This is a genomic window from Streptomyces sp. NPDC006140, from assembly GCF_040628815.1.
Taxonomy (GTDB): domain Bacteria; phylum Actinomycetota; class Actinomycetes; order Streptomycetales; family Streptomycetaceae; genus Streptomyces.
In genome coordinates this window covers 123,568-147,883 of the sequence record NZ_JBEXTS010000002.1, presented here as the reverse complement: position 1 = coordinate 147,883, position 24,316 = coordinate 123,568, and the positions used below count along the sequence as shown (strand labels likewise).

The window sequence follows — 24,316 nt, the reverse complement described above, 5'->3', positions numbered from 1 at the left end:
GCTCAGGGCGGGTCGAACTCCGTCACCAGGGCCAGCAGTTGGACCTCCCGCGACGCGTCCCGGTCGGTCACCGCCACGGCGACCCAGCGACCCGTGCCCTCCACCTCCCACAGGTGGGCGACGTTCGCGCGCTCGCTCAGCTCGGCCCACGGCCGGGGTATCTCCTCGCGCTCGGTGCGCAGGAGGACGGTCTGCAGGTTGTAGGGCGGGGTGTCGCCCCAGCGTGAGGCGAGCAACTCGTAGACGGCGTCCCGGTCCTTCTCGAACTGGTCGACCACCACCGCCCACCGCGCCGGGTCGTCGTCCGCGGCGGCCTCTAACACCGCGACGTGGTGGCCGGGACCCGAGACGCCGACGTCCGACGGGCCGTGCTCCGCCGGAAAGGGGCGGTAGCACAGCTCGTCGATGAGGGCGATGTGCTGTGCGATGTTCATGGGTCCAGTAAACCCGCCGCCACTGACACTTGGCGGGGCATCAGCCCGGTTCCGGTCAGGCGTCCCGGCGACGCAGGCGCCAGGCTCCCACCAGCAGGGCGGCGGCCGTCCAGAGCGCGGTCACCGCGAGCCCCGACCACGGCCCGAGGGTTCCCTCGTACGTCTCGTGGAGGACGAGCTGTCCCGCCTTGTCGGGCAGGAAGTCGGCGACGGTGCCCGTCGCGTCGCCGATCACGAACGACACGACGAGGATGAACGGGATCATCAGGGACAGTGTGGCCACGCCGCTGCGCAGCAGGGCGGCGAGCCCGGCGGCGAACAGGGCCATCAGCATGAGGTAGACGCCGCAGCCCACGACACCGCGCACCTGCTCACCGGAGCTGAGCCCGTCGGCCGCCGTGCCGAGCCCGGCCCGCGCCACCAGGAACGCGGTCAGTGCGGTCACCAGGCCGACCACCAGGACCGGTACGGCGATGACGGCCGCCTTGGCCGCGAACCACCGGCCGCGCCGCGGGACCGCCGCCAGCGTGATCCGCAGCGCGCCCGAGTGGAACTCGGACGACACCGCCATGGCCCCGAAGGCGACGGCCGCGATCTGCCCCGGTATGACGCCGGACAACGCCGTGAACAGCGGGTCGAAGCCCGGGTCCGAGGTGTCGGAGGCACCGGCGATCGCGGAGAACGCCGTGGTCGCGGCGAACAGGGCCAGCAGGGTGCCCGGCAGCGAGCGGAGCGTGCGGATCTTCAGCCACTCGGAGCGGAGTACGGGGGTGAATTCCATGGTCAGGCCTCCTGGGGCTGGGCGGCGAACTCGGTCTCGGCGCCGGTGAGGTCGAAGTAGGCCTGCTCCAACGTGCCCTCCTCGGCGGCGAGTTCCAGGACCGGCACACCCGCCGCGGAGGTGATGCGGCCGATGTCGTCCACGCGCGCGTGGTGCACGGTCCAGTGGCCGTCCTCGTGCTCCACGGCGTCGTGGCCGTGCCGTTCGAGGGCGCTCTTGAGGGCGACGGGGTCGCTCGTGCGGACGCGGACGCGGGGCTGCACGCGCGCGTGGATGAAGTCCCGCATCGGGGTGTCGGCCAGCAGCCGGCCCCGGCCGAGCACCACGAGGTGGTCGGCGAAGGACGCGGTCTCGTTCATGAGGTGGCTGGAGACCAGGACCGTGCGGCCCTCGTCCGCGAGCCGGCGCAGCAGCTGCCGGATCCACACGATGCCTTCGGGGTCGAGGCCGTTGGACGGCTCGTCCAGCATGACGACCTCGGGGTCGCCCAGCAGGGCGGCGGCGATGCCCAGCCGCTGGCGCATGCCCAGGGAGTAGGTCCGCACGCGGCGGCGGGCCACCGACGCCAGGCCGGTCTGCTCCAGCACCTCGTCGACCCGGCGGTCCGGGATGCGGTTGCTCGCGGCCAGCACCCGGAGGTGGTCGCGGGCGGTGCGGGAGCCGTGCGCGGCCTGCGCGTCGAGCAGGGCGCCCACCTGGCGCAGGGGTTCGCGCAGGGTCGCGTAGGCGCGGCCGCCGAGCGTGGCGCGGCCGGCCGTCGGGCGGTCGAGGCCGAGCACCAGCCGCATGGTGGTGGACTTCCCGGCGCCGTTGGGGCCGAGGAAGCCGGTGACGCGGCCGGGCAGCACGCGGAACGTGAGGTCGTCCACGGCTCGCCGGCCGCCGAACTCCTTGGTGAGGTTCTGGACGTCGATGCTGGTCATGGCGACAGCGTGACCGCCGGGGCGGGGTCCGGGCCTCCCCCGGCGGTGGAGATCGTCTCCCCCGTGCGGGGGAGGCTCGTCGTCAGTGGTGGCTGGCACGATGACGCAATGGTCCGCATGCTGCGCCCGTTCGGCCGGGCGGTGACGTACACACGGTGGCTGCATCTCGCGATGGCCATCGTGTGGCCGGCGCTGTGGCTGTTCATCGACGAGGCGTGGTGGACTCCGGTCACCGCGGTCGTGCTGCTCGGGCTCGCGGGCCTGATCCCCGCAGCGCGGGTCGTGGAGGGCTTCCAGGCCCGGCTGCTGCTGTTCGGGCCCCGGGACGAGCGCGCGAGCAGGGAGATCATGGTCTCTCCCTCGGCCACGTGGGCCGACCGGGGACGGACGGTGGTGTGGCTGGAGCTTCGGCTGCTCCTCGGCGCCGTGGTGTCCCACTTCACCTTCCAGTTGCTGTTCCTCTCGGTGGACCTCGTGTCGATGGCGCTCAGCGGTGAGCGCGCCGGCGGCTCCTGGATTCCCGTGAGGGGCCACCACTGGTGGTACGTGCCGCTCGCGCCCCTGCTCCTGGTGCTGACGGCCGCCCTCGTGGTCGGCTCGGGGCACCTCGCCACGAGGCTCGCCCTGCGGCTGCTGGGCCCCTCCCCCGCCGAGCGGCTCGCCGCGCTGGAGGAGCGCACGGAGCAGCTTCTGGAACGCACGCGGATCGCCCGCGAGTTGCACGACTCCATCGGGCACGCGCTCACGGTCGCCGTGGTGCAGGCGGGGGCCGCGCGGGCGGCGGGCGATCCGGCCTTCACCGACCGGGCGCTGGGCGCCATCGAGGAGACCGGCCGGGCCGCCCTGGAGGACCTGGAGCGCGTCCTCGGCATCCTGCGCGAGTCGGAGAAACCGGTGAGCGGCAGACCGACCCTCGCGGACGCCGACCGCCTGCTGGAGTCCGCGCGCGCCTCCGGGGCGAAGGTCGACGCCGAGGTGACCGGGCCGGTGGACACCGTGCCCGGGCCGGTCTCCCGGGAGGGCTACCGGATCCTCCAGGAGTCGCTGACCAACGTGCTGCGGCACGCGGGGGCGGTCCCGGTACGCGTGCGCGTGCACGTCGCCGACGGCTCTCTCGTCCTAGCGATCCGCAATCCGTGCCCGGCCGGGACACCGGGCCCCGGTCGCGGCAGCGGCCTGCGCGGCATACGGGAGCGCGCGGCCCTGCTCGGCGGCCAGGCCCGGACCGGCCCCGACGAGGGCGACTGGCAGGTGCATGTCGAGCTGCCGTTGAGTTGATCTACGCTGGGCCGATGCCGGTCACCGTTCTCCTCGTCGATGACGAACCCCTCGTGCGCGCCGGTCTGCGGGCCGTGCTGGAGGCGCAGCCCGACATCGAGGTCGTCGGGGAGGCCGCGGACGGTGCGGCGGTGATCCCGCTGGTGCGGCAGCTGCGGCCGGACGTGGTCGCCATGGACGTCCGGATGCCGCTGCTGGACGGTATCGAGGCCACCCGGGCGCTGCTGCGGACGGTCGACGAGCCGCCGCGGATCCTGGTGGTGACGACCTTCGAGAACGACGAGTACGTGTACGAGGCGCTGCGCGCGGGTGCCGACGGGTTTCTGCTGAAGCGGGCCCGGCCGGCCGAGATCGTGCACGCGGTGCGGCTGATCGCCGAGGGCGAGTCACTGCTGTTCCCGGCCTCGGTGCGGCAGCTGGCCGCCGAGTACGGCGAGGGCGGCGGGAACCGCGCGGCGCGGGCCGCGATGGAGCGGGCCCAGCTGACCGAGCGCGAGGCGGAGGTGCTGCGGCTGATGGCCCGGGGGTTGTCGAACGCGGAGATCGCGGCCCGGCTGGTCGTCGGGACGGAGACCGTGAAGTCGCACGTCAGCTCCGTGCTGGCGAAGCTGGGCGCCCGGGACCGCACCCAGGCGGTGATCGCCGCGTACGAGTCGGGGTTCGTGGCGCCGGGCTGATCGGCGGCGCCGGCCCTGCCCCTCGCCGTGGTACGCCGCGCCGAAGTACGATCCGGCCAACACGCGCACGACCTGGGAGGACGGACGGTGGGGCGGCTGACCGGCGGGGATCCCTCGCTGCTGCGCAGGATCAACTCCGCGGTGGTGCTGCACGCACTGCGTGCCACGGACTGCGCGACCCTGACCGAGATCACCCGGGTGACGGGGCTGTCCCGGCCGACCGTCGAGGGCGTCGTCGAAGGGCTCATCGAGGCGGGGCTCGTCGTCGAGAAGGCGGCCGAGGAGGGGGCGGCCCGGCGGCAGGGCCGGCCGGCGCGGCGGTTCCGGTTCCGGGCGGAGGCCGGGCATCTGCTGGGCGTGGAGATCGGTGCGCACCGGGTGGCGGCACTGCTGGCCGACCTGGACGGCCGGGTGATCGGTTCCCAGGCCAAGGACGTGGCGGAGACGGCGGGGGCCGACGAGCGGCTGGAGCGGGTGCGGGGGACCGTGGCCGAGCTGCTGCGGCGGGCCGGGGTCGCACGCGGCTCGCTGCGGGCCGTGGGTGTGGCGACGCCCGGCATCGTCGAGGCGGACGGCACGGTCCGGCTGGGCACGGCGCTGCCCGGGTGGACGGGGCTGCGGCTGGGCGAGCGGCTCAGCCGGTCCTTCAAGTGCCCGGTGCTGGTCGAGAACGACGCCAACGCGGCGGTCGTCGCCGAGCACTGGAAGGGCGCGGCCGGCGAGTCGGACGACGTGGTGTTCGTACTGGCGGGGCTCAGCCCGGGCGCCGGTGCGCTGATCGGGGGGCGGCTGCACCGGGGCTACGGCGGAGCGGCCGGCGAGATCGGGGCACTGCACCTGCTGGGCCGGGAGGTGACGCCCGAGACGCTGCTGTCCACCACGGACGAGCCCCTGCACCCCCTCGACGAGCAGGCGGTCGCCGAGGTCTTCGCCCAGGCCCGCGAGGGCGACCAGCGGGCCCGCGCCGCCGTGGACCGTTTCATCCAGCGCCTGGTCCACGACGTGGCGGCCCTCGCCCTCGCGCTCGACCCGGAGCTGGTCGTCATCGGCGGCTGGGCCGCGGGCCTCGACGGCGTCCTCGACCCCCTCCGCCGAGAACTCGCCCGCTACTGCCTGCGCCCCCCACAGGTGACCCTCTCCCGCCTCGGCGACGCAGCAGTGGCAACGGGCGCCCTACGCCTGGCCCTGGACCACGTGGAGGAACAACTCTTCACGGTGGAGGGCAGAACAACGCCCCTTTAGGGGCGCGGGGCTGTTTCGATTTGCGGCTCCGCCGCGTGGGCGCGACCAGCCACAACGCACCCGCAGCCCCCCCACGCACCGATCCCCCTACGGCGCCAAGGTCAAGACGCCCTCCGCTGCGCCCCGGCGTGAATCTCCACATCACCCGAGTCGCCGAAGGTCAACCGGCACGTGTCAGCGCGATACGTGGCAACCGAAAGCGCAGCCGTCCGCCCGGCCGCGACAAACCGAGTCGTGACGACAAGAACAGGCGCCCCCGGCAGCCGGTCCAGCTCCTTCGCGTCATCCGCCCCGGCGGAACCCAGCTCCACCGCGTTCTCCTGCCGCTCCAGCTCCACCCGCTGCAACTCGCGCAGCACCGCACGCGCGCGTGCCGCTCCGGACGGCGCGTCGATCGCGGAGAGCTCCGGCACCGAGGACTGCGGGACGTACAGCAGCTCGGCGGCCACCGGCCGGCCGGCAGAGACGCGGGAGCGGCGCACGATGTGCACGGGCTCGTCGCCGGTCCCCAGCGCGTCGGCGACGGCCGCGGGCGGCACCGCCGCCGAGCAGTCGACGGGCTGCCAGGCGTCCTCGGGGCCGCCCGGCCAGGTGTGCGGGCCGGTGCCGAGGGAGACGCCCATGCGGGGCGGCGCGACGGTCGTGCCGACGCCGCGGCGGCGCTGCAGCCTGCCTTCCAGTTCGAGCTGCTCCAGGGCCTGGCGGAGCGTGGCGCGGGCGACGCCGAAGCGGGCCGCGAGGTCGCGCTCGTTGGGCAGGATCTCCCCCACGGAGAACTCCGAGTCGAGCGCTTGACTGAGCACGGTCTTGAGATGCCAGTACTTCGGTTCCGGCACCGATTCCAGCTGCGTGGTCCCCACCCTGTCCTCCGCAATCGCCGTGGTCGGCGGCTATTTCGCGCCCTTGTTTATTAAAGGTTGTTGCACTTCTCTGCGACCATAAGGCGGCCCTGATCCTTGGTCAATACCAATGGCCGGGAACGTTCACGGGACATGCGTACGACCCCTCGGCCGCACTACTCCGAGGTGTCTACAGGCCGGCCAGCGGCCGCAGCTTGTCGGGGTTCCTGATGACGTAGACCGTCTGGACGCGGCCGTCGGCGATGTCGAGCTGGAAGACGGCGTCGGGCTCGTCGCCGGACAGGACCAGCACGGCGGGGCCGCCGTTGAGTTCCACGAAGCGGACGGACAGGTCCGGGAGGCTCTTCCGGGCGGCGCCGGCGAGGAAGCGGCCCACCTTGTCGGCGGTCTCGAGGACCCGCAGCGGCGCCCGCGCCTTGCCGCCGCTGTCGCCGACGAGCCGGACGTCCGGGGCGAGCAGGGCCAGCAGGCCCTCCAGGTCGCCGTCGGCCGCGGCGGCGAGGAACCGCTCGGTGAGGTCGCGGCGCTGGGCGGGGTCGACCTCGTAGCGCGGCCGCCGCTCCTCCACGTGCTTGCGGGCCCGGCCCGCGAGTTGGCGCACCGCCGGTTCACCGCGGTCGAGCATGGCGGCGATGTCGCCGTACGGGAAGCCGAAGGCCTCGCGCAGCACGAAAACCGCCCGCTCCAGCGGTGACAGCGACTCCAGGACGACGAGGACGGCGAGGGAGACGGAGTCGGCGAGCACGGCCCGCTCGGCGGTGTCCGGCACGGTGTCGCCGAAGTCGGTGATGTACGGCTCGGGCAGCCAGGGGCCGATGTACGTCTCGCCGCGGGCCTTGATCTGGCGCAGCCGGTCGATGGCGAGGCGGGTGGTGATCCGCACCAGATAGCCGCGCGGTTCGCGGACGTCGTCGCGGGCGGCGCCGGACCAGCGCAGCCACGCCTCCTGGACCACGTCCTCCGCGTCGGCGACGCGCCCCAGCATGCGGTAGGCGACACCCAGCAGGACGGGGCGGTGTGTTTCGAAGACGTCGGTGGCGGTGTCGGTGGTCACTGCTCCATCCCAGCCCACCACCGGGGCGCTGTCCAGGCGGATTCTCCCCGCGCCGGACACAATGGCCGGCAGGACGCCGGTGATCGGCGGCGCGGCTCCCGGAGGTGGCGATGCGGTACGCGGTGCTGGGAACGGGGGAAGTCGGGCGCACGCTGGGCGGCCGGCTGGTGGAGCTGGGTCACGAGGTGACGCTCGGCTCGCGGACGAGGGAGAACCCGGCCGCGGTGGCGTGGGCCGCCGGGGCGGGTGCCGGGGCGCACGCGGGGACGTTCGCGGACGCGGCGGCGTTCGGGGAGGTCGTGGTGAACGCGGTGGGCGGGCGGGTGGCGCTCGCCGCGCTGGCGGCGGCGGGGGCGGAGAACCTCGGCGGGAAGGTGCTGGTGGACGTCTCCAACCCGCTGGCGTTCGAGGAGGGCGAGCTGCGGCTCTCCCCCGTCGAGTCGGACAGCGTGGGCGAGCAGATCCAGCGGGCCTTCCCGCACGCGCGCGTGGTGAAGACGCTCAACACGGTCAACTGCCGGGTGATGGTGGAACCGGCGCGGGTGCCCGGCGGGCACCACGTCTTCGTCTGCGGGGACGACCCGGGCGCCAAGGAGCAGGTGACGGCGCTGCTCGGGGAGTTCGGCTGGCCGGCGGACCGGGTGCTCGACCTCGGCGGCATCCGGGCTGCCCGGGCCGTGGAGATGTGGCTGCCGCTGTGGGTCGGCCTGCTGCAGAAGTTCGGGCACGCGGAGTTCAACCTGGAGGTGCGCCGGGCCCGGTGAGCGGCAGGGGGCGGGAGGCGGCGACAACCTGGGGCTACCCGGCGGTAGCAATTGCTGACAAGCTGTCTACAGCGTCCGTCAGCCAGCACAGCCGAGGAGCACCCCATGTCCGCCACCGTCTCCTTCGACGTCGCCACTCCGCGCGGCGAGCAGCACGTGAGCCTGTCGTACACACGCGAGGGCAGCGGCGAACCGCTGCTGTTGCTGCACGGCATCGGCCACCACCGGCAGGTGTGGGACCCGGTGCTCCCCGCGCTGGCGGCCGAGCGGGACGTCATCGCCGTGGACCTGCCCGGATGCGGTGAGTCGCCGGCGCTCCCCGACGGCATGGCGCACGACCTGCCGACGATGAACGCCGTCCTCGCGGCCCTGTGCGAGGCGCTGGAGCTGGACCGCCCGCACGTGGCGGGCAACTCGCTGGGCGGCCTGCTGGCCCTGGACCTGGCCCGGGCGCGCGTCGTGCGCTCCGTCACCGCCCTGTCCCCCGCCGGGTTCTGGAACGCGGCCGAGCGCCGCTACGCCTTCGCCGTGCTGATGACGATGCGGCAGATCGCCCAGCGGATGCCGCTGCCCGTGGTCGAGCGGCTGGCCCGCCCGGCGCTCGGCCGCACCCTGCTGACGAGCACCATCTACGCCCGCCCCGGCCGCCGTTCCCCCGAGGCCGTGATCGCCGAGACGCTCGCGCTGGCCCGGGCCCAGGGGTTCTCCGAGACGCTCCGCTCCGGCCGGACCGTGCAGTTCACGGACGACATCGTGGGCACGCCGGTCACCGTGGCCTGGGGCAACCGCGACCGGCTCCTGATCCCCCGCCAGGGCGTGCGTGCCAAGGGCGTCATTCCGCGGGCCCGGCTGGTGAAGCTGCCCGGCTGCGGCCACGTCCCGATGAACGACGACCCGGCGCTGGTCGCCCGGGTGGTGCTCGACGGCAGCCGCTGAACCGGAACTGCCGCTACCGGCAGGGGCGTTCTAAGGTCTCCCCTCATGAGGCCATCGCAGAGCGATCCGGGCAGGGGTGCCGCGTCCGCCGCCTGGGAGTTGCTGCTCCCGGCGGCTTCCGCGCCGCCACGCACGCGTGGCCGTGCCCTCCAGGCGGCGCTGCGCGAGGCGGTCCGCTCGGGCCGGCTGGCACCGGGCACGCGGCTGCCGTCGAGCCGGGACCTCGCGGCGGACCTGGGGGTCTCGCGGGGGCTGGTCACGGAGGCGTACGAGCAGCTGACGGCGGAGGGCTATCTGCGCAGCGGCCGGGGCGCCGGGACGTGGGTGGGCGCGGCCGTGCGGGCCGCCCGGCCGCGCGCGCAGGACCTCGCCCCGCGCGCGCCCGGTGCCCGCGCCGACTTCGTGCCCGGGACGCCGGACCTGTCGCTGTTCCCGCGCTCGGCGTGGGCCGCCGCGCAGCGCGCCGTGCTGGCGGACGTACCGCACCAGGACCTGGGGTACCCCGATCCGCGCGGGCTGCCCGGGCTGCGGACCACGCTGGCCGGACTGCTCGCCCGGCGGCGGGGCGTGGTGGCCGACCCGGAGCGGATCGTGATCGTCTCCGGGGTGGCCCAGGCGACGACCCTGCTCGGTTTCGCGCTGCACGCGCGCGGGGTGCGCGCCGTCGGCGTGGAGGACCCCGGCAGTCCCCAGCACGACGCCCTGTACGCCGCGGCCGGGGTCACGGCCGTGCCGCTGCCCCTGGACGGCGAGGGGATCGCGATCCGGCCGCTGCGGGAGTCGGGCGTACGGGCCGTCGTGACGACACCGGCCCACCAGTTCCCCACGGGCATCGCCTACTCGGCCCGCCGGCGCGCCGAACTGCTCGACTGGGCGCGGTCCGTGGACGGCATCGTCCTGGAGGACGACTACGACGGCGACTTCCGCTACGACCGCGCCCCGGTCGGCGCGCTCCAGGGCCTCGACCCCGACCACGTCGCCTACACGGGCTCGGTCAGCAAGTCCCTCGCCCCGGGCCTGCGCCTGGGCTGGCTGCTGGTGCCCGAGTCCTGGGCGGCGGAGATCGTCGAACGCAAACGCACCATGGATCTCGGCCACCCGGCCCTCGACCAGGCGCTGTTCGCCCGCTTCCTGGAACGCGGGGACTACGACCGCCAGTTGCGCCGCTGCCAGCGCGCCTACCGCGAGCGGCGTGACGCGCTGGTGGCCGCCCTGGAGGAGCACTTCCCGGGCGCGGAGGTGTCGGGGATCGCCGCGGGCCTGCACGTGATCGCCACGCTGCCGGAGCGGTACGGCCCCGAGGAGCGGTTCCTCGCGCGCGTGACGGCGGCCGGGGTGGCGGTGCGCCCGTTGTCCTCCTGCACCCACACGCGGCCCGAGGACCCGGCCGGGGCGAAGAAGGTGCGGCTCGTCCTGGGCTACGCGCACGTACCTCCGGCGCGGATCGCCGAGGGCGTCCGCCTGATGGCGGAGGCGGCCACCGCGTGACCGGCGTGCCGGCCCGGTTCCCTCACCCCGCGGTCAGTTGTTCACTTGGGGTTCGTGTGTGCGCTGCGGCGTGCCAGTAGTTGTGGCTCTGCACACTGGCCGGATCCCGTCCCTGGAGGCGTATCCATGTCACACCGTCCGTTCCCCGGGCGCCGTAGCGTCCTGCGCGGCTCCCTCGCCGCGTCGGCGGCCCTGTCCCTGCCCACCGCGCTCGGCGCGGCGCCGGCCTTCGCCCGGTCCGGGCGTCCGCAGGCGGAGTGGGGGGTGCAGGCCGGAGACGTGACCTGCGACTCCGGGCTGGTGTGGGTGCGCTCCGACCGGCCCGCCCGGATGATCGTCGAGACCTCGGCGACCGAGTCGTTCCGCAACCCGCGCAGATGGCACGGCCCGCTGCTCGGCCCGGGCACGGACTTCACCGGCACGACCCCGCTGCGCGGCCTGCCGCCCGGCGAGCAGATCCACTACCGCGTGCTGCTCGCCGACCCGGACGACCCGCGCCGCACCGGCGAGCCGGTCACGGGCACCTTCCGCACCGCGTCCGCCAAGCGCCGTGACGGCGTACGGTTCGTCTGGTCCGGCGACCTGGCCGGGCAGGGCTGGGGCATCAACCCGGACCTGGGCGGCTACCGGATCTACCGGGCGATGGCCGACCTGGACCCGGACTTCTTCCTCTGCAGCGGCGACAACATCTACGCCGACGGCCCGATCACCTCGACCGTGGCCCTGCCCGACGGCCGGACCTGGCGGAACGTCACCACCGAGGAGAAGGCGAAGGTCGCCGAGACGCTGGCGGAGTTCCGCGGCAACTTCCGCTACAACCTCCTGGACGAGAACCTGCGCGCCTTCAACGCCCAGGTCCCCTCGATCATCCAGTGGGACGACCACGAGGTCACCAACAACTGGTACCCGGGCGAGATCCTCGGCGACACCCGGTACACGGAGAAGAACGTCGACGTGCTCGCCGCCCGCGCCCGTCAGGCGTTCTCGGAGTACTTCCCGATCTCGACACTGCGCCGCCCGGGCGGCCGCGTCTACCGCGTGCAGCACCACGGGCCGCTGCTGGACGTCTTCGTCCTGGACATGCGCACCTACCGCAACGCCAACTCCCCCGACGACCAGCCCACCGATCCGCAGGGCATCCTCGGCCGCGAGCAGCTGGAGTGGCTCAAGCGCGGGCTGTCCCGCTCCCGGGCGGTGTGGAAGGTGATCGCCTCCGACATGCCGCTCGGCCTGGTCGTGCCGGACGGCACGAACATCGAGGCGGTCGCCCAGGGCGACCCCGGCCAGCCGCTCGGGCGTGAGCTGCAGATCGCCGAGCTGCTGCGGTTCATCAAGCACCGGCGGATCACGGGCACGGTGTGGCTGACGGCCGACGTGCACCACACCTCGGCGCAGCACTACCAGCCGTCGCGGGCCGCCTTCACCGACTTCGAGCCGTTCTGGGAGTTCGTGTCCGGCCCGCTCAACGCCGGTGCCTTCCCGGCGAACACGCTCGACGGCACCTTCGGCCCGGAGCGCGTCTTCGTGAAGGCCCCGACCACCGCCAATGTCTCGCCCGCGGGCGGTTACCAGTTCTTCGGCGAGGTCGACATCGACGGCGGCAGCGGCGAGCTGACGGTGCGTCTGCGCGAGCAGGACGGGACCGTGCTCTTCACCCAGGTGCTCCAGCCGGGCCGGGTCGGCCAGTAGGTACGGAGCGCAACGTTTGAAGGGGCGATAAAGAGGGCAGGGTGCCCTTTTTACCCGCCAGTCACAAGGCGTTCGTGATCACGCAACACCGTTCCGTCACAGTGGGTGCATGACGCGAGAAGTGACGGAAGTGACGCACCTCGAGGACGGCGGCCGGGCGGGCCGTCGGCAGCGGCTCTCGGCGGCGTTCCGGGCCTGGCGAACACGACGCCACGAACACGCGCCGCCGACGGGCGATACCGGGTCCCCGGCACCGGAGCCGGTGCCGGGGGCGAACACGCTGTGGCGGATGCGGACCACGGTGAAGGACGAGCCGGGGTCGCTGGCGGCGCTGTGCACGGCCCTCGCCGTGCAGCGGGTCGACATCCTCAGCCTCCAGACGCATCCGCTGGCCGAGGGCACGGTGGACGAGTTCCTGCTGCGGGCCCCCGGCGAGCTGTCGGCGTCCGCGATCACCACGGCCGTCCGGTCGGCCGGCGGCTCCGACACCTGGATCGAGCGGGCCGACGCGCACGACCTGGTGGACGCGCCGACCCGGGTCCTCGGCCTCGCCGCCCGCACAGCCCTGGACGCGGCGGAACTCCCGCTGGCGCTGCGCCAGTTGCTGGGCCGCTGCACCATCCGTTCACAGCCGGCGCCGGCCGGCGGCGACCGTGTGCCGGGGAGCCTTCCGGTGGAGGGCGCCCTCGACGACACGGTGATGCGGCTGCGCGCCCCCGAGGGCGGGGTGATCACCGTGGAGCGGCCCTATCTGCCGTTCACCCCGACCGAGTTCGCCCGGGCCCGGGCCCTGGTCGAGTTGGACGCCCGGCTCGGTCCGCGCGTCCCGCGCGGCCGGGACGTGCTGACCCTCGCCGAGGGCAGCGACATCACCGTGCGGCGGGCCGACACGCGTGATCTCCAGGCCGCGCGGGCGATGCACGAGCGGTGCTCGGCGCGGACGCTGAAGCTGCGCTACCACGGGCCGGTCGGCGATGCCGACCGGTATCTCAACCACCTGCTGAGCCCGCGGTTCGGGCGCACCCTCGCCGTGCAGACCGCCTCCGGGCGGCTCGTCGGGCTCGGCCACCTCCTGTGGGACGGGGACGAGACGGAGGTCGCGCTGCTGGTGGAGGACGCGTGGCAGCGCCGGGGCGTGGGCGCGGAGCTGCTGGGACGGCTGGTCGCGCTGGCCCGCGAGGCCGGTTGCGCGAGTGTGTACGCGGTGACGCAGGCGTCCAACACGGGGATGGTCGCCGCGATGCGGGGGCTCGGGTTGCCGCTCGACTACCAGGTCGAGGAGGGGACGCTGGTCATCACGGCACGGCTGGATGAATCCGTGCTGACGACCGATGCGGAGGAACTGGGCAGCGCCTCCGCGCCGTAGGGGCGTGCGTCAGTGGGCGGGCGCGGGTGCGTGGTGGCTGGTCGCGCCCACGCGGCGGAGCCGCATATCAGCACAGCCCCGCGCCCCTTCCGGGGCGCTTCAGGGCCCGGTCGAGATCCGACCAGAGGTCCTCGACGTCCTCCAGGCCCACGGACATGCGCAGCAGCCGGTCGCTCACCCCCGCCCCCCTGCGGTCCTCCGCGTCCACGATGCGGTGGCTGATGGACGCCGGGTGCTGGATGAGGGTGTCGACGCTGCCGAGGCTCACCGCCGGGGTGATCAGGCGTACCCCGGCGATGACCTCGTGCGGGTCGCCGTCGACCTCGAAGGCGACCATGGCGCCGCCGATGCGGGGGTAGTGGACCCGAGTCACGCGCGGGTCCGCGGCGAGGCGGCGGGCGAGTTCGGCCGCCGTGGCGGAGGCGGCCCGGACCCGGACGGGGAGGGTGGACAGTCCCCGCAGCAGCAGATAGCCGGCCAGGGGGTGCAGGACGCCGCCCGTCGCGAAGCGCACCTGCCGCAGCCGGCCCGCGAACTCCTCGTCGCAGGCGACCACGCCCGCCAGCACGTCCCCGTGCCCGCCGAGGTACTTGGTGGCGCTGTGCAGCACGAGCCGCGCCCCCTGCTCGGCGGGGCGCTGGAGGACCGGCGTGGCGAAGGTGTTGTCCACGAGCAGCGGCACCGAGCCGCAGGCGTGCGCCACGGCCCGCAGGTCGACCTCGGCGAGGGTGGGGTTGGCCGGGGACTCGACCATGACCAGGCCGGTGTCCGGGCGCAGCGCGTCGGCGACACCGGCCGGGTCGGTCCAGGTCACCTCCGAGCCCAGCAGCCCGGCGGTCAGCAGATGGTCGCTGCAGCCGTAGAGGGGGCGTACGGCGACGACGTGGCGCAGGCCCATCGCGCCGCGGACGAGGAGGACGGCGCTCAGCGCTGCCATGCCGCTGGCGAAGGCGACCGCCGCCTCGGTGCCCTCCAGGCGGGCCAGCGCGGTCTCGAAGCGGGCCACGGTCGGATTGCCCAGCCGCCCGTACACGGGCGGGCCGTCCGGCTCGGCGCCGGTGGCGGCGAACGCGTCGATCCGGGCCGCCTCGCCGCGGCTGTCGTACGAGGGATACGTGGTGGACAGGTCGATCGGCGGGGCGTGCAGCCCCTGCCGGGCCAGGTCGTCCCGGCCGGCGTGCACGGCCTCGGTGGCGAGTGCTCGCGGTGCGGTGCGTACGTCGTCGTAGGCGCCCGTGCTCGTTGTGTCCATGACGGAAGGGTGAACAGCGGCCGGGTCGCCGGGGGCGAACCCCGTGCTACGTTCGGCCGATGGCCGAATCTGTCGTACTGGACCCGGTTGATCTTCATCTGCTGCGGCTGTTGCAGAACGACGCCCGGGCGACCTACCGGGATCTCGCCGCGCAGGTCGGGGTGGCGCCGTCGACCTGTCTGGACCGGGTGGCCCGGCTGCGCCGCTCGGGGGTGATTCTCGGGCACCGGCTGGAGCTGGATCCGGCCAAGCTGGGGCGCGGTCTGGAGGCGCTGCTGTCGGTGCAGGTCAGGCCGCACCGGCGGGAGCTGGTCGGGCCGTTCGTGGAGCGGATCCGGGCACTGCCGGAGTCGCGGACAGTCTTCCATCTGACCGGTCCGGACGACTATCTGGTCCATGTCGCGGTCGCCGGCATGGCGGATCTGCAGCGGCTCGTGCTGGACGAGTTCACGGCCCGGCGGGAGGTGGCCCGGGTGGAGACCCGGCTGATCTTCCAGCAGTGGGAGTGCGGGCCGCTGCTGCCGCCTTCGCCCACGGCTCAATCCGCGTGACGCGCGCGGCCCGTCGTACGAGGATGGCCGCATGTCTGAGATCAAGAGCCCGCTGCCCCGAGAGGTCGCCGACGCCTTCGTCGACGAGCTCGTCGCCCTCGACCCGATCACCGGCACGTACCTCGGCGTGAAGGAGAGTTCCAGCAGGCTGCCCGACACCTCGCCCGCGGGCCAGGAGGCGCTCGCGGAGCTGGCGCGCCGGACGCTGGCCCGGCTGGACGAGGCCGAGCGGCAGCCCGGCGCGGACAGCGACATCGAACGCCGGTGCGCGCGGTTGCTGCGCGAGCGGCTCACCGCCGAACTCGCCGTGCACGAGGCCGACGAGAGCCTGCGCTCCGTCAGCAACCTGAGCTCCATCGCGCACGCGGTGCGGCAGGTATTCACGGTGACGCCGGCGCAGTCGGAGGAGGACTGGGGGGCGATCGCCGAGCGGCTGCGCGGGGTCCCGGCCGCGCTCGAGGGCTACCGGGAGTCCCTGGCGCTCGGCCTGGAGCGGAAGCTGTACGCCGGGCCCCGCGCCACGGCCACGTTCGTGGACCAGCTCGGCGAGTGGGCCGACGCGGACGGCCAGGGCCACGGCTGGTTCGAGCAGTACGCGGCCGCCGGACCCGAGTCGCTGCGGACGGAGCTGGACGCGGCGGCCCGCGCGGCCACCGGGGCCGTGGTGGCGCTGCGGGACTGGATGCGGGACGTGTACGCGCCGGCGATCGAGGGCGCGCCGGACGTGGTGGGCCGGGAGCGGTACGCGCGCTGGGTGCGGTACTTCAACGGCACGGACCTCGACCTGGACGAGGCGTACGCCTACGGCTGGTCCGAATACCACCGTCTCCTCGGCGAGATGAAGGCCGAGGCGGAGAAGATCCTGCCGGGCGCGGCCACACCGTGGGTGGCGCTGGCGCACCTCGACGAGCACGGCACGCACATCGAGGGCGTCGACGAGGTGCGCGACTGGCTGCAGGGCCTGATGGACGAGGCGATGGACGCGCTCGACGGCACCCACTTCGACCTGGCCGAGCGGGTGCGCCGGGTCGAGTCGCGCATCGCGCCTCCGGGCAGCGCCGCGGCCCCGTACTACACGCCGCCGTCGGACGACTTCTCCCGCCCGGGCTGCACCTGGCTGCCGACCATGGGCAAGGACCGCTTCCCGGTCTACGACCTGGTGTCGACCTGGTACCACGAGGGCGTGCCCGGCCACCACCTGCAGCTGGCCCAGTGGAAGCACGTGGCGCAGGACCTCTCCCGCTACCAGGCGAGCGTCGGCATGGTGAGCGCCAACGCCGAGGGCTGGGCCCTGTACGCGGAGCGGCTGATGGACGAGCTGGGCTTCCTGACGGACCCCGAGCGCCGGCTCGGCTACCTGGACGCCCAGATGATGCGGGCCGTGCGGGTGATCATCGACATCGGCATGCACCTGGAGCTGACGATCCCGGACGACTCGCCCTTCCACCCCGGCGAGCGCTGGACGCCCGCGCTGGCGCAGGAGTTCTTCGACGCGCACAGCAGCCGGCCGTCGGACTTCGTGGAGAGCGAGCTGACCCGCTACCTGTCGATGCCGGGCCAGGCCATCGGGTACAAGCTCGGCGAGCGGGCCTGGCTCCTGGGCCGCGAGAAGGCCCGCGCCCGGCACGGGGACGCCTTCGACCCGAAGGCCTGGCACATGGCGGCGCTGTCGCAGGGCTCCCTGGGCCTGGACGACCTGGTGGACGAGCTGTCCGCCCTCTGATCAGCGCCGGAAGCCGCCCTCGGAGTTGATGACCTCGCCGGTGATCCAGCCCGCCTCGTCGGTCGCGAGCCACGCGATGAGGCGGGCCGGGTCGTCGGGCATGCCCCACCGTCCGGTGGGGAAGCCGGCGGCGACGGCCTCGTAGTCCGCGCCGCTCAAGTAGTCCGTGTCGACCGGGCCGGGGTTGACGGTGTTCACCGTGATGCCCTGCTCGGCGAGCGCGGTCGACAGGGAGCGGGTGATCGAGGCGAGGGCGCCTTTCTGGAGGGCGTAGGCCATCTCGCCGGGCATGCCGCTCGCGATGTCCTGTCCGGAGGTCATCATCACGACGCGCCCTCCGGGGCCGGCGGGCCGCAGCCGGGCGTGGGCCTGGATCAGCAGCACGACCGACCGGGTGTCGACCGCCCAGTGCCGGTCGAGCATCGTGGCGTCGATCTCGTCGAGGGTGCCGTCGAAGCCGCTCTGCGCGTGGTTGGCGACGAGGATGTCGAGGCGTCCGCCGAGCGCGTCGGCGGCCCTGGCGACGAGTTCGGCGGGCACGGCCGGATCGGCCAGGTCGCCGGGGCCGGCGACGACCCGGGCCCCGGGGTCGCCGAGCGCGTCGCGCACCGACGCGAGGACGTCCTCCGGGCGGTCCGCGCCCCAGGGCTGGTCGGCGTCGTGCGGCACGTGATGGTGCAGGTAGACGCTCGCCCCGTAGGCGGCGAGCCGCCGGGCCACGGCGTGGCCGATACCGGCGCGCCGGCTGGCACCGGTGACGAGGGCCGTCCGGCCGCGCAGGGGCAGGGGATCGCGGCGCAGTTCCGCGGGGGTGGGGTGGGGAAGTCGAGGCATACAGATCATGGTGGTCCGGGCCTCATGAGGGACGCACGCGAATATCGCCCTCCAGGGGCTCGGGCCTGACCAGCGGCCGGAAACCCCCGCCCGCCGAACAGCCGGCAGCCCACGGTCACCTGGGCGCCAGCAGCCGGAGCCGCACCAGGTCCAGCCAGGTCTCCGGCCCGGGCTGGACCCGAGCCGCCCGCACCTCGTAGCGCCCGGGTTCCAGGACCACCCGCACGCCCTCGCTCCCCGAGGGGCCGGACCCGGGCCACGCCGCGTCGAAGAGGAGCACGGATCCGGGCACCTCCCAGTGCACCTCCGGCTCCCACTCGGCCGTGTCGACGGCCGACGGCACGCTCGCCAGCAGCTCGTCCTCGGAGTTGCCTGCGCGCCACCGGACGAACATCGCGTGGTCGGGCAGATAGGCCGTCGAGGCGGGTTCGTCGCCCAGGACCAGCGCCGTGCAGTCGCCGACCGGGAGGAGTCCGACGTGTCCGTCCACCTCGCAGGCCCGGTCGTAGTCCGACGCCGTCTCCTCGCCGTCGGCGCCCGCCCAGAACGGCAGGACGGTCTCGGGTACCGCTATCAGCGGCCCGCCGCCCGACTCCACCCACTCCACGACGCCCGGCTCCGCGTATCGCACCATGGCGCAAGAACCTACAGGGTCAACTCGCGGCCAAAAACCGGGGGTTCAGCAGCCGCAGTCGGCGGCGTCCACGGGAGCCGTCAGCGGATCCGGGGCCCGTCGCTCCCGGCCCCGCCACGTCTCGAACTCGAGGCCCTCGCGCACCCAGTACTCGAAGCCGCCGAGCATCTCCTTGACGTGGTAGCCGAGTTCGGCGAGGGCCAGTGCGGCGCGGGCGGCCCCGTTGCAGCCGGGTCCCCAGCAGTACGTCACCACCGGCACCGACCGGTCCAGGAGCTGCCCGGCCTGCTCGGTCACGAGCGTGGTGGGCAGGTGGAGCGCGCCGGGGACGTGGCCCTGGTCCCACGCCTCGGTGGAGCGGGAGTCGACGAGGACGAAGCCCGGGTCGCCGCCCGCGGCGAGTGCGGCCGCGACGTCGGACACGTCGGTGTGGAAGGCGAGACCGGCGCGGAAGTGGGCGGCGGCCTCGGCCGGGGCGGCGGGGGCGACGCGCAGCACGGGGTTCACGGTGGTGGTCATGCCGAAAAGCTACGGCCGATGACCGCCCTCCTGAAGTGGCGTTCCCCGGCGTTCTGCTTGATCCGCCGGGGATTTCCCTGCTATTCCTCGGTGATGACCGAGTATTCCCCGGACGCCACCGACTGGCGCATCCTCGACGTCCTCCAGCGGGAGGGCCGGGCGAGTTTCGCCGAGCTGGCCCGGGCCGTCTCCATGTCGGCGAGCGCGGTCACCGAACGGGTGCGGCGCATGGAGGAGGCCGGGGTCATCCAGGGCTACGCGGCGGTGGTCGACCCGGAGCGCCTCGGGCTGCCGATCCTCGCGTTCGTCCGGCTGCGCTACCCGAACGGCAACTACAAGCCCTTCCACGACCTCGTCGCCGTCACGCCCGAGATCCTGGAGGCGCACCACGTCACGGGCGACGACTGCTTCGTCATCAAGGTGACGGCCCGCTCGATGCGGCACCTGGAGGAGGTGGCGGGGCGGATCGGGGCGCTGGGCTCGGTCACCACGAGCGTCGTGTACTCCTCGCCCCTCCCCCGCCGCCCCCTCGGCCGCTGACTCAGCCGGTGCCGCGCTGCCGGAGCACCGACCCCGACCTGCCCTTGACGACCTCCAGCTGGGCGTGGATCCGCCGCCGCAGGTCGGGCACGTGGCTGACGATGCCGACGCTGCGGTCCCGTTCGCGCAGAGAGTCGAGGACGTCGAGGACCTCGTCGAGGGTCTGGTCGTCGAGGCTGCCGAAGCCCTCGTCGATGAAGAGGGTGTCCAGCCGCACCCCGCCCGCCTCGTCCGTGACGACGTCCGCGAGGCCGAGGGCGAGCGCGAGGGAGGCGAAGAACGTCTCGCCGCCGGACAGCGTCGCCGTGTCGCGTTCGCGGCCGGTCCAGGCGTCGACGACGTGCAGTCCGAGCCCGCTGCGGCCGCGTCCGGTGCGGTCGTCGGAGTGGACGAGGGTGTAGCGGCCGGACGACATGCGCCGCAGCCGTACCGTCGCGGCGGCGGCGACCTGCTCCAGCCGGGCGGCCAGCACGTACGACTCCAGGCGCATCCGGCGTTCGTTGTCCGCCGAGGTGCCGGCGGTGAGGCCGGCCAGACGGGCGACCCGGTCGTGCTCCTCGCGCAGCGGCGCCAGCCGGCGCACGGCGGCGGCCGCCCGGGCGGACAGCCGGTCGAGTTCGGCGCAGCGCCGCCCGGCGGCGTCATGGGCGGAGGCGGCGTCGCGCAGGCGGCGGGCCGCGTCGTCGGCCGCCTGCCGGGCGGAGTCGACATCGGCGGGCAGCTCCCGGGCGGCGGCCGCGGTGTCGGCCTCGGCGAGGACGGCCCGTACGGCGGCCTCCTCGCTCTGCCAGGCGTCCAGCCGCCGTTGCAGCTCACGGTGGGCGGCGGCGTCGAGGAGGGCGGCGGCCGCGGCCTGCGGGGTGTCGAAGCCGGCGCGGAAGGCGGCGTCGGCGAGCCGGGCGTCGGCGTCCTTGAGCCGCTGCGCCGCGTCCTCGGCGGCACGGGCGGCGTCGGCGGCCTCCGTGAGCAGCGCGGCCTGCCGCTGCAGTTGCGCGGCCCGCGCGGCGACGCTGTCCAGGGCGCCCCGCGCCCGGTCCAGTTCCTCTTCCAGGGCGGCCCGTTCACGGTCCAGCCGCTCCCGGTGACCGACCCGGGAGGCGGCCCGCACGGCGGCCTCCTGCCGGGCGGCGACGCGCCGTTCGTGCTCGTGCCCGGCCTGCCGCAGCCGCTCCTGCGCGGCGTGCAGCTCGGCGGCGGCGCCGCGGGCGTGCGCGTACCGCTGCTCCAGTTCCTCGGCCTCGGCGGCGAGCCGGTCGGTGGGGGTGTCACCGGCCTCGGCGGTGGCGGCCGCCAGCGCCTCCCGTACGACGCCGAGGCGCCGCTCGGACTCGGCGCGCTGTTCGTCGGCCCGCTGGAAGGCGGCGAGGGCCTGTTCCTCGGCCTCGCGGTCGACGTGCCCGGCGACCTTGCGGGCGGGTGCCGGATGCTCGGTGGCGCCGCAGACGGCGCAGGGCTCGCCGTCCGTGAGGTGCGCGGCCAGCTCGGCGGCGATGCCGGTCAGGCGCTGTTCCTTGAGGTCGAGCCAGTGCTGCTTGGCGCGCAGGGCCTGTTCCCGCGCGGTGCTGACCTGGTCGACGGCCTCGTTGGTGTCCTCGGCGAGCTGGTCGCGCAGCCGGGCCGCCTTGAGCCGCTGCTGCGCGGGCTCGCGTTGTACGGCGAGCTGCTCGGCCAGGGAGGCGGCCTGCTGCGCGGAGTCGACCCGGGCCTGGAGGGCGGTGCGCCTCTCCTCCCAGCCGTCGAGCCAGGCCTCGGCCTCGTGCAGGAGGTCGGCGTCGGCGCGCTCCTGGCGGTCCAGGCCGGCGCGCTCGTCGAGGAGGTCGGCCAGTCGCCGTTCGGCGCGGCGGGCCGAGTCCAGTCCGCCCAGTTCCTCGGCGGCGCGGCGTGCGGCGGTCGCGAGTCCGGCCGCGCCCGCGTCGGCGAAGCTCTCGGGCAGCAGGGCACGCGCGCGTGCCTCGGCCGCGGCCGTGCGCCGGTGTTCGGCGTCGGCGGACTCGCGCAGGTCCAGGGCGGGCGCGACCGCCTCGGCCTTGCGGGCCCGCTCCATGAGGGCCTGCGCCTCCCGGTACGCCTCGGCTCCCTCCTCCAGCCGCGCGGCCCGCTCCCGGGCCTCGGTGAACCGCCGCTGCAGCCGGGCGAGTTCGCGTACGTCGTCCAGGGCGCGGGCGGCCGCGGCGTGCGCGGACTCGGCGGCGGCGAGCCCGCATTCGGCGACGGTGAGCTGTTCCCGGGCGGTGCTGCGGGCGACGGCGGCCGCGCTCAGCACGGCCTCGGCGAGTCCGGGTTCGCCCGGGGCGAGGTCCGGCAGCTCCATGGCGTCGCCGGCGGCCTGCTGCATGCGGTGGGCGTCGGCCAGCAGCTCGGCGTCGCCCTCCCGCACCTGTGCCTCGGTGGCGCGGCGGCGCTCGGCGAGGCGCTTCTCGACGTCGGCGAAACGGCGGGTGTCGAACAAGCGGCCGAGCAGCTTGCCGCGGGCCTCGGCGTCGGCGCGCAGGAACCGGGCGAAGTCGCCCTGCGGCAGCAGCACGACCTGGCAGAACTGCTCCCGGCTCATACCCAGCAGCTGGGTGATCTCCTCACCGATCTCCTGGTGGGAACGGCTGAGGTCCTTCCAGGTGCCGGCCGTCGCGTCGTAGGCGCGGAGCCAGGTCTGCGCCTTGTCCAGGGTCGTGCCCGTCCCGCGCTTCTTGGGGCGCTCCCAGGGCGGCTGCCGGGTGATCTCCAGCCGCCGCCCGGCGACGGTGAGTTCCAGGGTGACCTCGGTGCGGGTCCCGGGGGCGGCGTGGTCGCTGCGCAGTGTCGCGCCCTGTCCGCCGCTCTGCCGGGCGCCGGGCACCGAGCCGTACAGGGCGTAGCAGACGGCGTCCAGGACAGACGTCTTGCCGGCGCCGGTGGGGCCGTGCAGCAGGAACAGCCCGGCCGCCGACAGCTCGTCGAAGTCGACGCTCTGGGTGCCGCCGAAGGGCCCGAAGGCGGTGAGCGTGAGCCGGTGGAGCCTCACCGGGCCACCTCCCGCACCGTCTCGTCGGCCCGCACGGCGTCGAACGCGTCCCGCAGCACGCCCTGTTCGCGCGCGTCGGGTCCGGCGCCGCGCACATGGGCGACGAAGTCCTCCGCGATCTGCTGGTCGCTGCGCCCGGCGAGGCGGCGGGCGTACGACACCTCGGTCTCCTCCCGGTCCCGGTCCGGGTCGAAGAGGAGGCTGAGCGTGTGCGGGAAGCGCTCGGTGAGCCGGGCCATCGGGTCGGCCGGGCGGACCGGGTCGGTGAGCGTCGCCTCGACCCACGCCTCCTCGTGGCGGGCCAGCTCCGGGTCGGCGAGCAGGTCCTCCAGCGTGCCGCGGATCCGGGCCAGGGGGCGCGGCACCGGGCAGTCGACGCGTTCGGCGTCGATCGAGCCGTCGGCGGCCAGGTCGACGAGCCACATGCTCTTGCGGTGGGCGGCCTCGGAGAAGGAGTAGGGCAGCGGGGAGCCGGAGTAGCGGACGCGGTCGGTGAGGGTCTGGCAGCCGTGCAGATGCCCGAGCGCCACGTAGTCGACGCCGTCGAACACGCCGGCGGCGACCGCGGCGACGCCGCCGACGGTGATGTCCCGCTCACTGTCGCTGGGTTCGCCACCGGTGACGAAGGCGTGCGCGAGGACGACGGAGCGCGTGCCGGGCGCACGGGCGGCGAGGTCGGCGCGGACCCGGTCCATGGCGGCCGCGAGCACGGCCTCGTGCCCGGGCTTCTCCACCCCGAACTCGTCCTTCACCAGGGCGGGTTCGAGATAGGGCAGCCCGTAGAAGGCGACCTCTCCGTGGGCGTCGGACAGTACGACCGGGGTGCCGGCCGCCGAGGGCTCGGTCCGCAGATGGATGCCGGCCCGGCCGATCAGGCCCGCTCCGACGCCGAGACGGCGGGCCGAGTCGTGGTTCCCGGAGATCATGACGGTGGGCACACCGAGGTCGGCGAGGCGGTGCAGGGCGTCGTCGAACAGCTCGACCGCGGCGAGCGGCGGCACCGCCCGGTCGTACACGTCCCCGGACACGACGACCGCGTCCACGGCCCGCTCCCGCACGGTGGTGACGAGGTGGGCGATGAACTCGGCCTGGGCGCCGAGCATGTTCACCCGGTGGAACGCCCGGCCGAGATGCCAGTCGGACGTGTGCAGAATTCTCAAGACGCCGCTCCGACCTGCATGTTTCCCTCTACTCCGCCCCTGGACTCAGCACCGAACCAGCACGGTCCTCGCTGTCGGCACCGACCACGCTAACGCCTGTCAGTACCTGATCCATCACGGACCTCGGTCTTGCACCGGCATCCGGCGTCAGATGGCCGTAGATGTCCGCGGTGATCTGGATGGTTGCGTGGCCGAGCCACCGCGACACTTCGAGGAGAGAGACGCCACCCGCGATGGCACTACTCGCAAAGAAGTGACGCAGCGTGTGCGCAGTCCACGGCTCGTCACCGTATCCCGCCTTCTTGACCGCTGCCTTGAAATCGGTCCGATAGTTCGAGTCGAGCACCTCGCCGAGTAAGAGGGCACAGGAACGTCGCGCCACTCCCCTTCATCACGAGCCTTCAGAGGCGCCAATTCGGCTTTGTATCCACCAGCCCGTTTCACCCTTACAAACTGACGACGAAGTCGCAGCATGCCAGATTCGAAGTCCGCCTGCCGAACGGCGAGAACTTCCCCGATCCGCAGACCGCATCCCGCCATCAGCCAGACAGAGATCTCCCAATCAGGGCGGATCTTTTCGGCAATATCCCTCACAGCCTTCCCGTCCAGTGAC

Annotated in this window: 23 protein-coding genes; 11 read left to right on the top strand and 12 right to left on the bottom strand. The window is 74.0% G+C overall.

What is annotated here, in order from left to right:
• Positions 1–2: 2 nt before the first annotated feature.
• The 3 genes from ABZ386_RS05885 to ABZ386_RS05875 are packed head-to-tail and all read right to left on the bottom strand — an operon-like array spanning position 3 to position 2,138.
• Entirely contained in the window at positions 3–434 is a 432-nt protein-coding gene (locus ABZ386_RS05885) for a hypothetical protein (RefSeq protein WP_351344701.1), read from the bottom strand.
• 55 nt (positions 435–489) lie between these two features.
• Positions 490–1,215 carry an ABC transporter permease gene (locus ABZ386_RS05880; protein WP_356617879.1) on the bottom strand — a complete coding sequence of 242 codons (726 nt, stop codon included), beginning with the start codon at positions 1,213–1,215 and terminating at the stop codon, positions 490–492.
• A 2-nt stretch (positions 1,216–1,217) separates the two neighbouring features.
• Positions 1,218–2,138 (bottom strand): ABC transporter ATP-binding protein, encoded by a 921-nt coding sequence (locus tag ABZ386_RS05875; RefSeq protein WP_358963815.1) that lies wholly within the window; start codon positions 2,136–2,138, stop codon positions 1,218–1,220.
• A gap of 108 nt (positions 2,139–2,246) precedes the next feature.
• Here ABZ386_RS05875 and ABZ386_RS05870 point away from each other — a divergent pair, with 108 nt between their 5' ends.
• From ABZ386_RS05870 to ABZ386_RS05860, 3 genes are all read left to right on the top strand, one after another.
• Positions 2,247–3,416, top strand: coding sequence for a histidine kinase (locus tag ABZ386_RS05870; protein WP_351344710.1), 1,170 nt, complete (start codon positions 2,247–2,249; stop codon positions 3,414–3,416).
• A gap of 14 nt (positions 3,417–3,430) precedes the next feature.
• Positions 3,431–4,093, top strand: a complete 663-nt coding sequence (locus ABZ386_RS05865; RefSeq protein WP_351344713.1) for a response regulator transcription factor — start codon at positions 3,431–3,433, stop codon at positions 4,091–4,093.
• An 87-nt stretch (positions 4,094–4,180) separates the two neighbouring features.
• Complete coding sequence (locus ABZ386_RS05860; protein ID WP_351344715.1) at positions 4,181–5,335, top strand: ROK family transcriptional regulator; 1,155 nt, start codon at positions 4,181–4,183, stop codon at positions 5,333–5,335.
• A 101-nt stretch (positions 5,336–5,436) separates the two neighbouring features.
• On the opposite strand, the gene ABZ386_RS05855 is transcribed toward ABZ386_RS05860, so the two are convergent.
• Entirely contained in the window at positions 5,437–6,195 is a 759-nt protein-coding gene (locus ABZ386_RS05855) for a GntR family transcriptional regulator (protein ID WP_351344718.1), read from the bottom strand.
• 169 nt (positions 6,196–6,364) lie between these two features.
• Complete coding sequence (locus tag ABZ386_RS05850) at positions 6,365–7,249, bottom strand: RNA polymerase sigma-70 factor (protein WP_358963813.1); 885 nt, start codon at positions 7,247–7,249, stop codon at positions 6,365–6,367.
• Between the two features lie 110 nt (positions 7,250–7,359).
• Between ABZ386_RS05850 and ABZ386_RS05845 the strand changes: the two genes are divergently transcribed.
• The 5 genes from ABZ386_RS05845 to ABZ386_RS05825 all read left to right on the top strand — a co-directional run bounded on the left by ABZ386_RS05845 (position 7,360) and on the right by ABZ386_RS05825 (position 13,492).
• Positions 7,360–8,013 carry an NAD(P)-binding domain-containing protein gene (locus ABZ386_RS05845; RefSeq protein WP_351344724.1) on the top strand — a complete coding sequence of 218 codons (654 nt, stop codon included), beginning with the start codon at positions 7,360–7,362 and terminating at the stop codon, positions 8,011–8,013.
• A gap of 105 nt (positions 8,014–8,118) precedes the next feature.
• A complete protein-coding gene (locus tag ABZ386_RS05840) occupies positions 8,119–8,949 on the top strand; it encodes an alpha/beta fold hydrolase (RefSeq protein ID WP_358963811.1) in 831 nt (276 codons plus the stop codon).
• 45 nt (positions 8,950–8,994) lie between these two features.
• Positions 8,995–10,437 (top strand): PLP-dependent aminotransferase family protein, encoded by a 1,443-nt coding sequence (locus ABZ386_RS05835; RefSeq protein WP_358963808.1) that lies wholly within the window; start codon positions 8,995–8,997, stop codon positions 10,435–10,437.
• A gap of 126 nt (positions 10,438–10,563) precedes the next feature.
• The gene (locus tag ABZ386_RS05830; RefSeq protein WP_358963805.1) at positions 10,564–12,126 is read left to right on the top strand and encodes an alkaline phosphatase D family protein; all 1,563 of its coding nucleotides are present in this window, start codon (positions 10,564–10,566) and stop codon (positions 12,124–12,126) included.
• Between the two features lie 109 nt (positions 12,127–12,235).
• Positions 12,236–13,492 (top strand): GNAT family N-acetyltransferase, encoded by a 1,257-nt coding sequence (locus ABZ386_RS05825; RefSeq protein WP_358963802.1) that lies wholly within the window; start codon positions 12,236–12,238, stop codon positions 13,490–13,492.
• A gap of 67 nt (positions 13,493–13,559) precedes the next feature.
• Here the strand turns inward: ABZ386_RS05825 and ABZ386_RS05820 are convergent, their stop codons facing one another.
• Positions 13,560–14,744 carry a PLP-dependent transferase gene (locus ABZ386_RS05820; protein ID WP_356617874.1) on the bottom strand — a complete coding sequence of 395 codons (1,185 nt, stop codon included), beginning with the start codon at positions 14,742–14,744 and terminating at the stop codon, positions 13,560–13,562.
• Between the two features lie 59 nt (positions 14,745–14,803).
• Between ABZ386_RS05820 and ABZ386_RS05815 the strand changes: the two genes are divergently transcribed.
• On the top strand, positions 14,804–15,295 hold the full coding sequence (locus ABZ386_RS05815) for an Lrp/AsnC family transcriptional regulator (protein WP_355722324.1): 492 nt from the start codon (positions 14,804–14,806) through the stop codon (positions 15,293–15,295).
• Between the two features lie 31 nt (positions 15,296–15,326).
• Entirely contained in the window at positions 15,327–17,018 is a 1,692-nt protein-coding gene (locus tag ABZ386_RS05810) for a DUF885 domain-containing protein (RefSeq protein ID WP_356500607.1), read from the top strand.
• On the opposite strand, the gene ABZ386_RS05805 is transcribed toward ABZ386_RS05810, so the two are convergent.
• From ABZ386_RS05805 to ABZ386_RS05795, 3 genes are all read right to left on the bottom strand, one after another.
• The gene (locus ABZ386_RS05805; protein ID WP_356500605.1) at positions 17,019–17,852 is read right to left on the bottom strand and encodes an SDR family oxidoreductase; all 834 of its coding nucleotides are present in this window, start codon (positions 17,850–17,852) and stop codon (positions 17,019–17,021) included.
• Positions 17,853–17,967: 115 nt separating this feature from the next.
• A complete protein-coding gene (locus ABZ386_RS05800; RefSeq protein WP_351344751.1) occupies positions 17,968–18,486 on the bottom strand; it encodes an immunity 21 family protein in 519 nt (172 codons plus the stop codon).
• A 45-nt stretch (positions 18,487–18,531) separates the two neighbouring features.
• Positions 18,532–19,005 carry a rhodanese-like domain-containing protein gene (locus tag ABZ386_RS05795; RefSeq protein ID WP_358963797.1) on the bottom strand — a complete coding sequence of 158 codons (474 nt, stop codon included), beginning with the start codon at positions 19,003–19,005 and terminating at the stop codon, positions 18,532–18,534.
• A 93-nt stretch (positions 19,006–19,098) separates the two neighbouring features.
• On the opposite strand from ABZ386_RS05795, the gene ABZ386_RS05790 reads away from it, so the two are divergent.
• A complete protein-coding gene (locus tag ABZ386_RS05790; protein WP_114250739.1) occupies positions 19,099–19,545 on the top strand; it encodes an Lrp/AsnC family transcriptional regulator in 447 nt (148 codons plus the stop codon).
• A 1-nt stretch (position 19,546) separates the two neighbouring features.
• On the opposite strand, the gene ABZ386_RS05785 is transcribed toward ABZ386_RS05790, so the two are convergent.
• From ABZ386_RS05785 to ABZ386_RS05775, 3 genes are read right to left on the bottom strand one after another with little or no spacing between them, the layout of a single operon-like run.
• A complete protein-coding gene (locus ABZ386_RS05785) occupies positions 19,547–22,543 on the bottom strand; it encodes an SMC family ATPase (protein WP_358963794.1) in 2,997 nt (998 codons plus the stop codon).
• Positions 22,540–23,703: an exonuclease SbcCD subunit D gene (locus ABZ386_RS05780; RefSeq protein WP_356617872.1), complete on the bottom strand. Its 1,164-nt coding sequence runs from the start codon at positions 23,701–23,703 to the stop codon at positions 22,540–22,542. The genes ABZ386_RS05785 and ABZ386_RS05780 overlap by 4 nt, the downstream gene beginning before the upstream one ends.
• Before the next feature lie 28 nt (positions 23,704–23,731).
• The gene (locus ABZ386_RS05775) at positions 23,732–24,049 is read right to left on the bottom strand and encodes a tyrosine-type recombinase/integrase (protein WP_351344764.1); all 318 of its coding nucleotides are present in this window, start codon (positions 24,047–24,049) and stop codon (positions 23,732–23,734) included.
• Between the last annotated feature and the right edge of the window lie 267 nt (positions 24,050–24,316).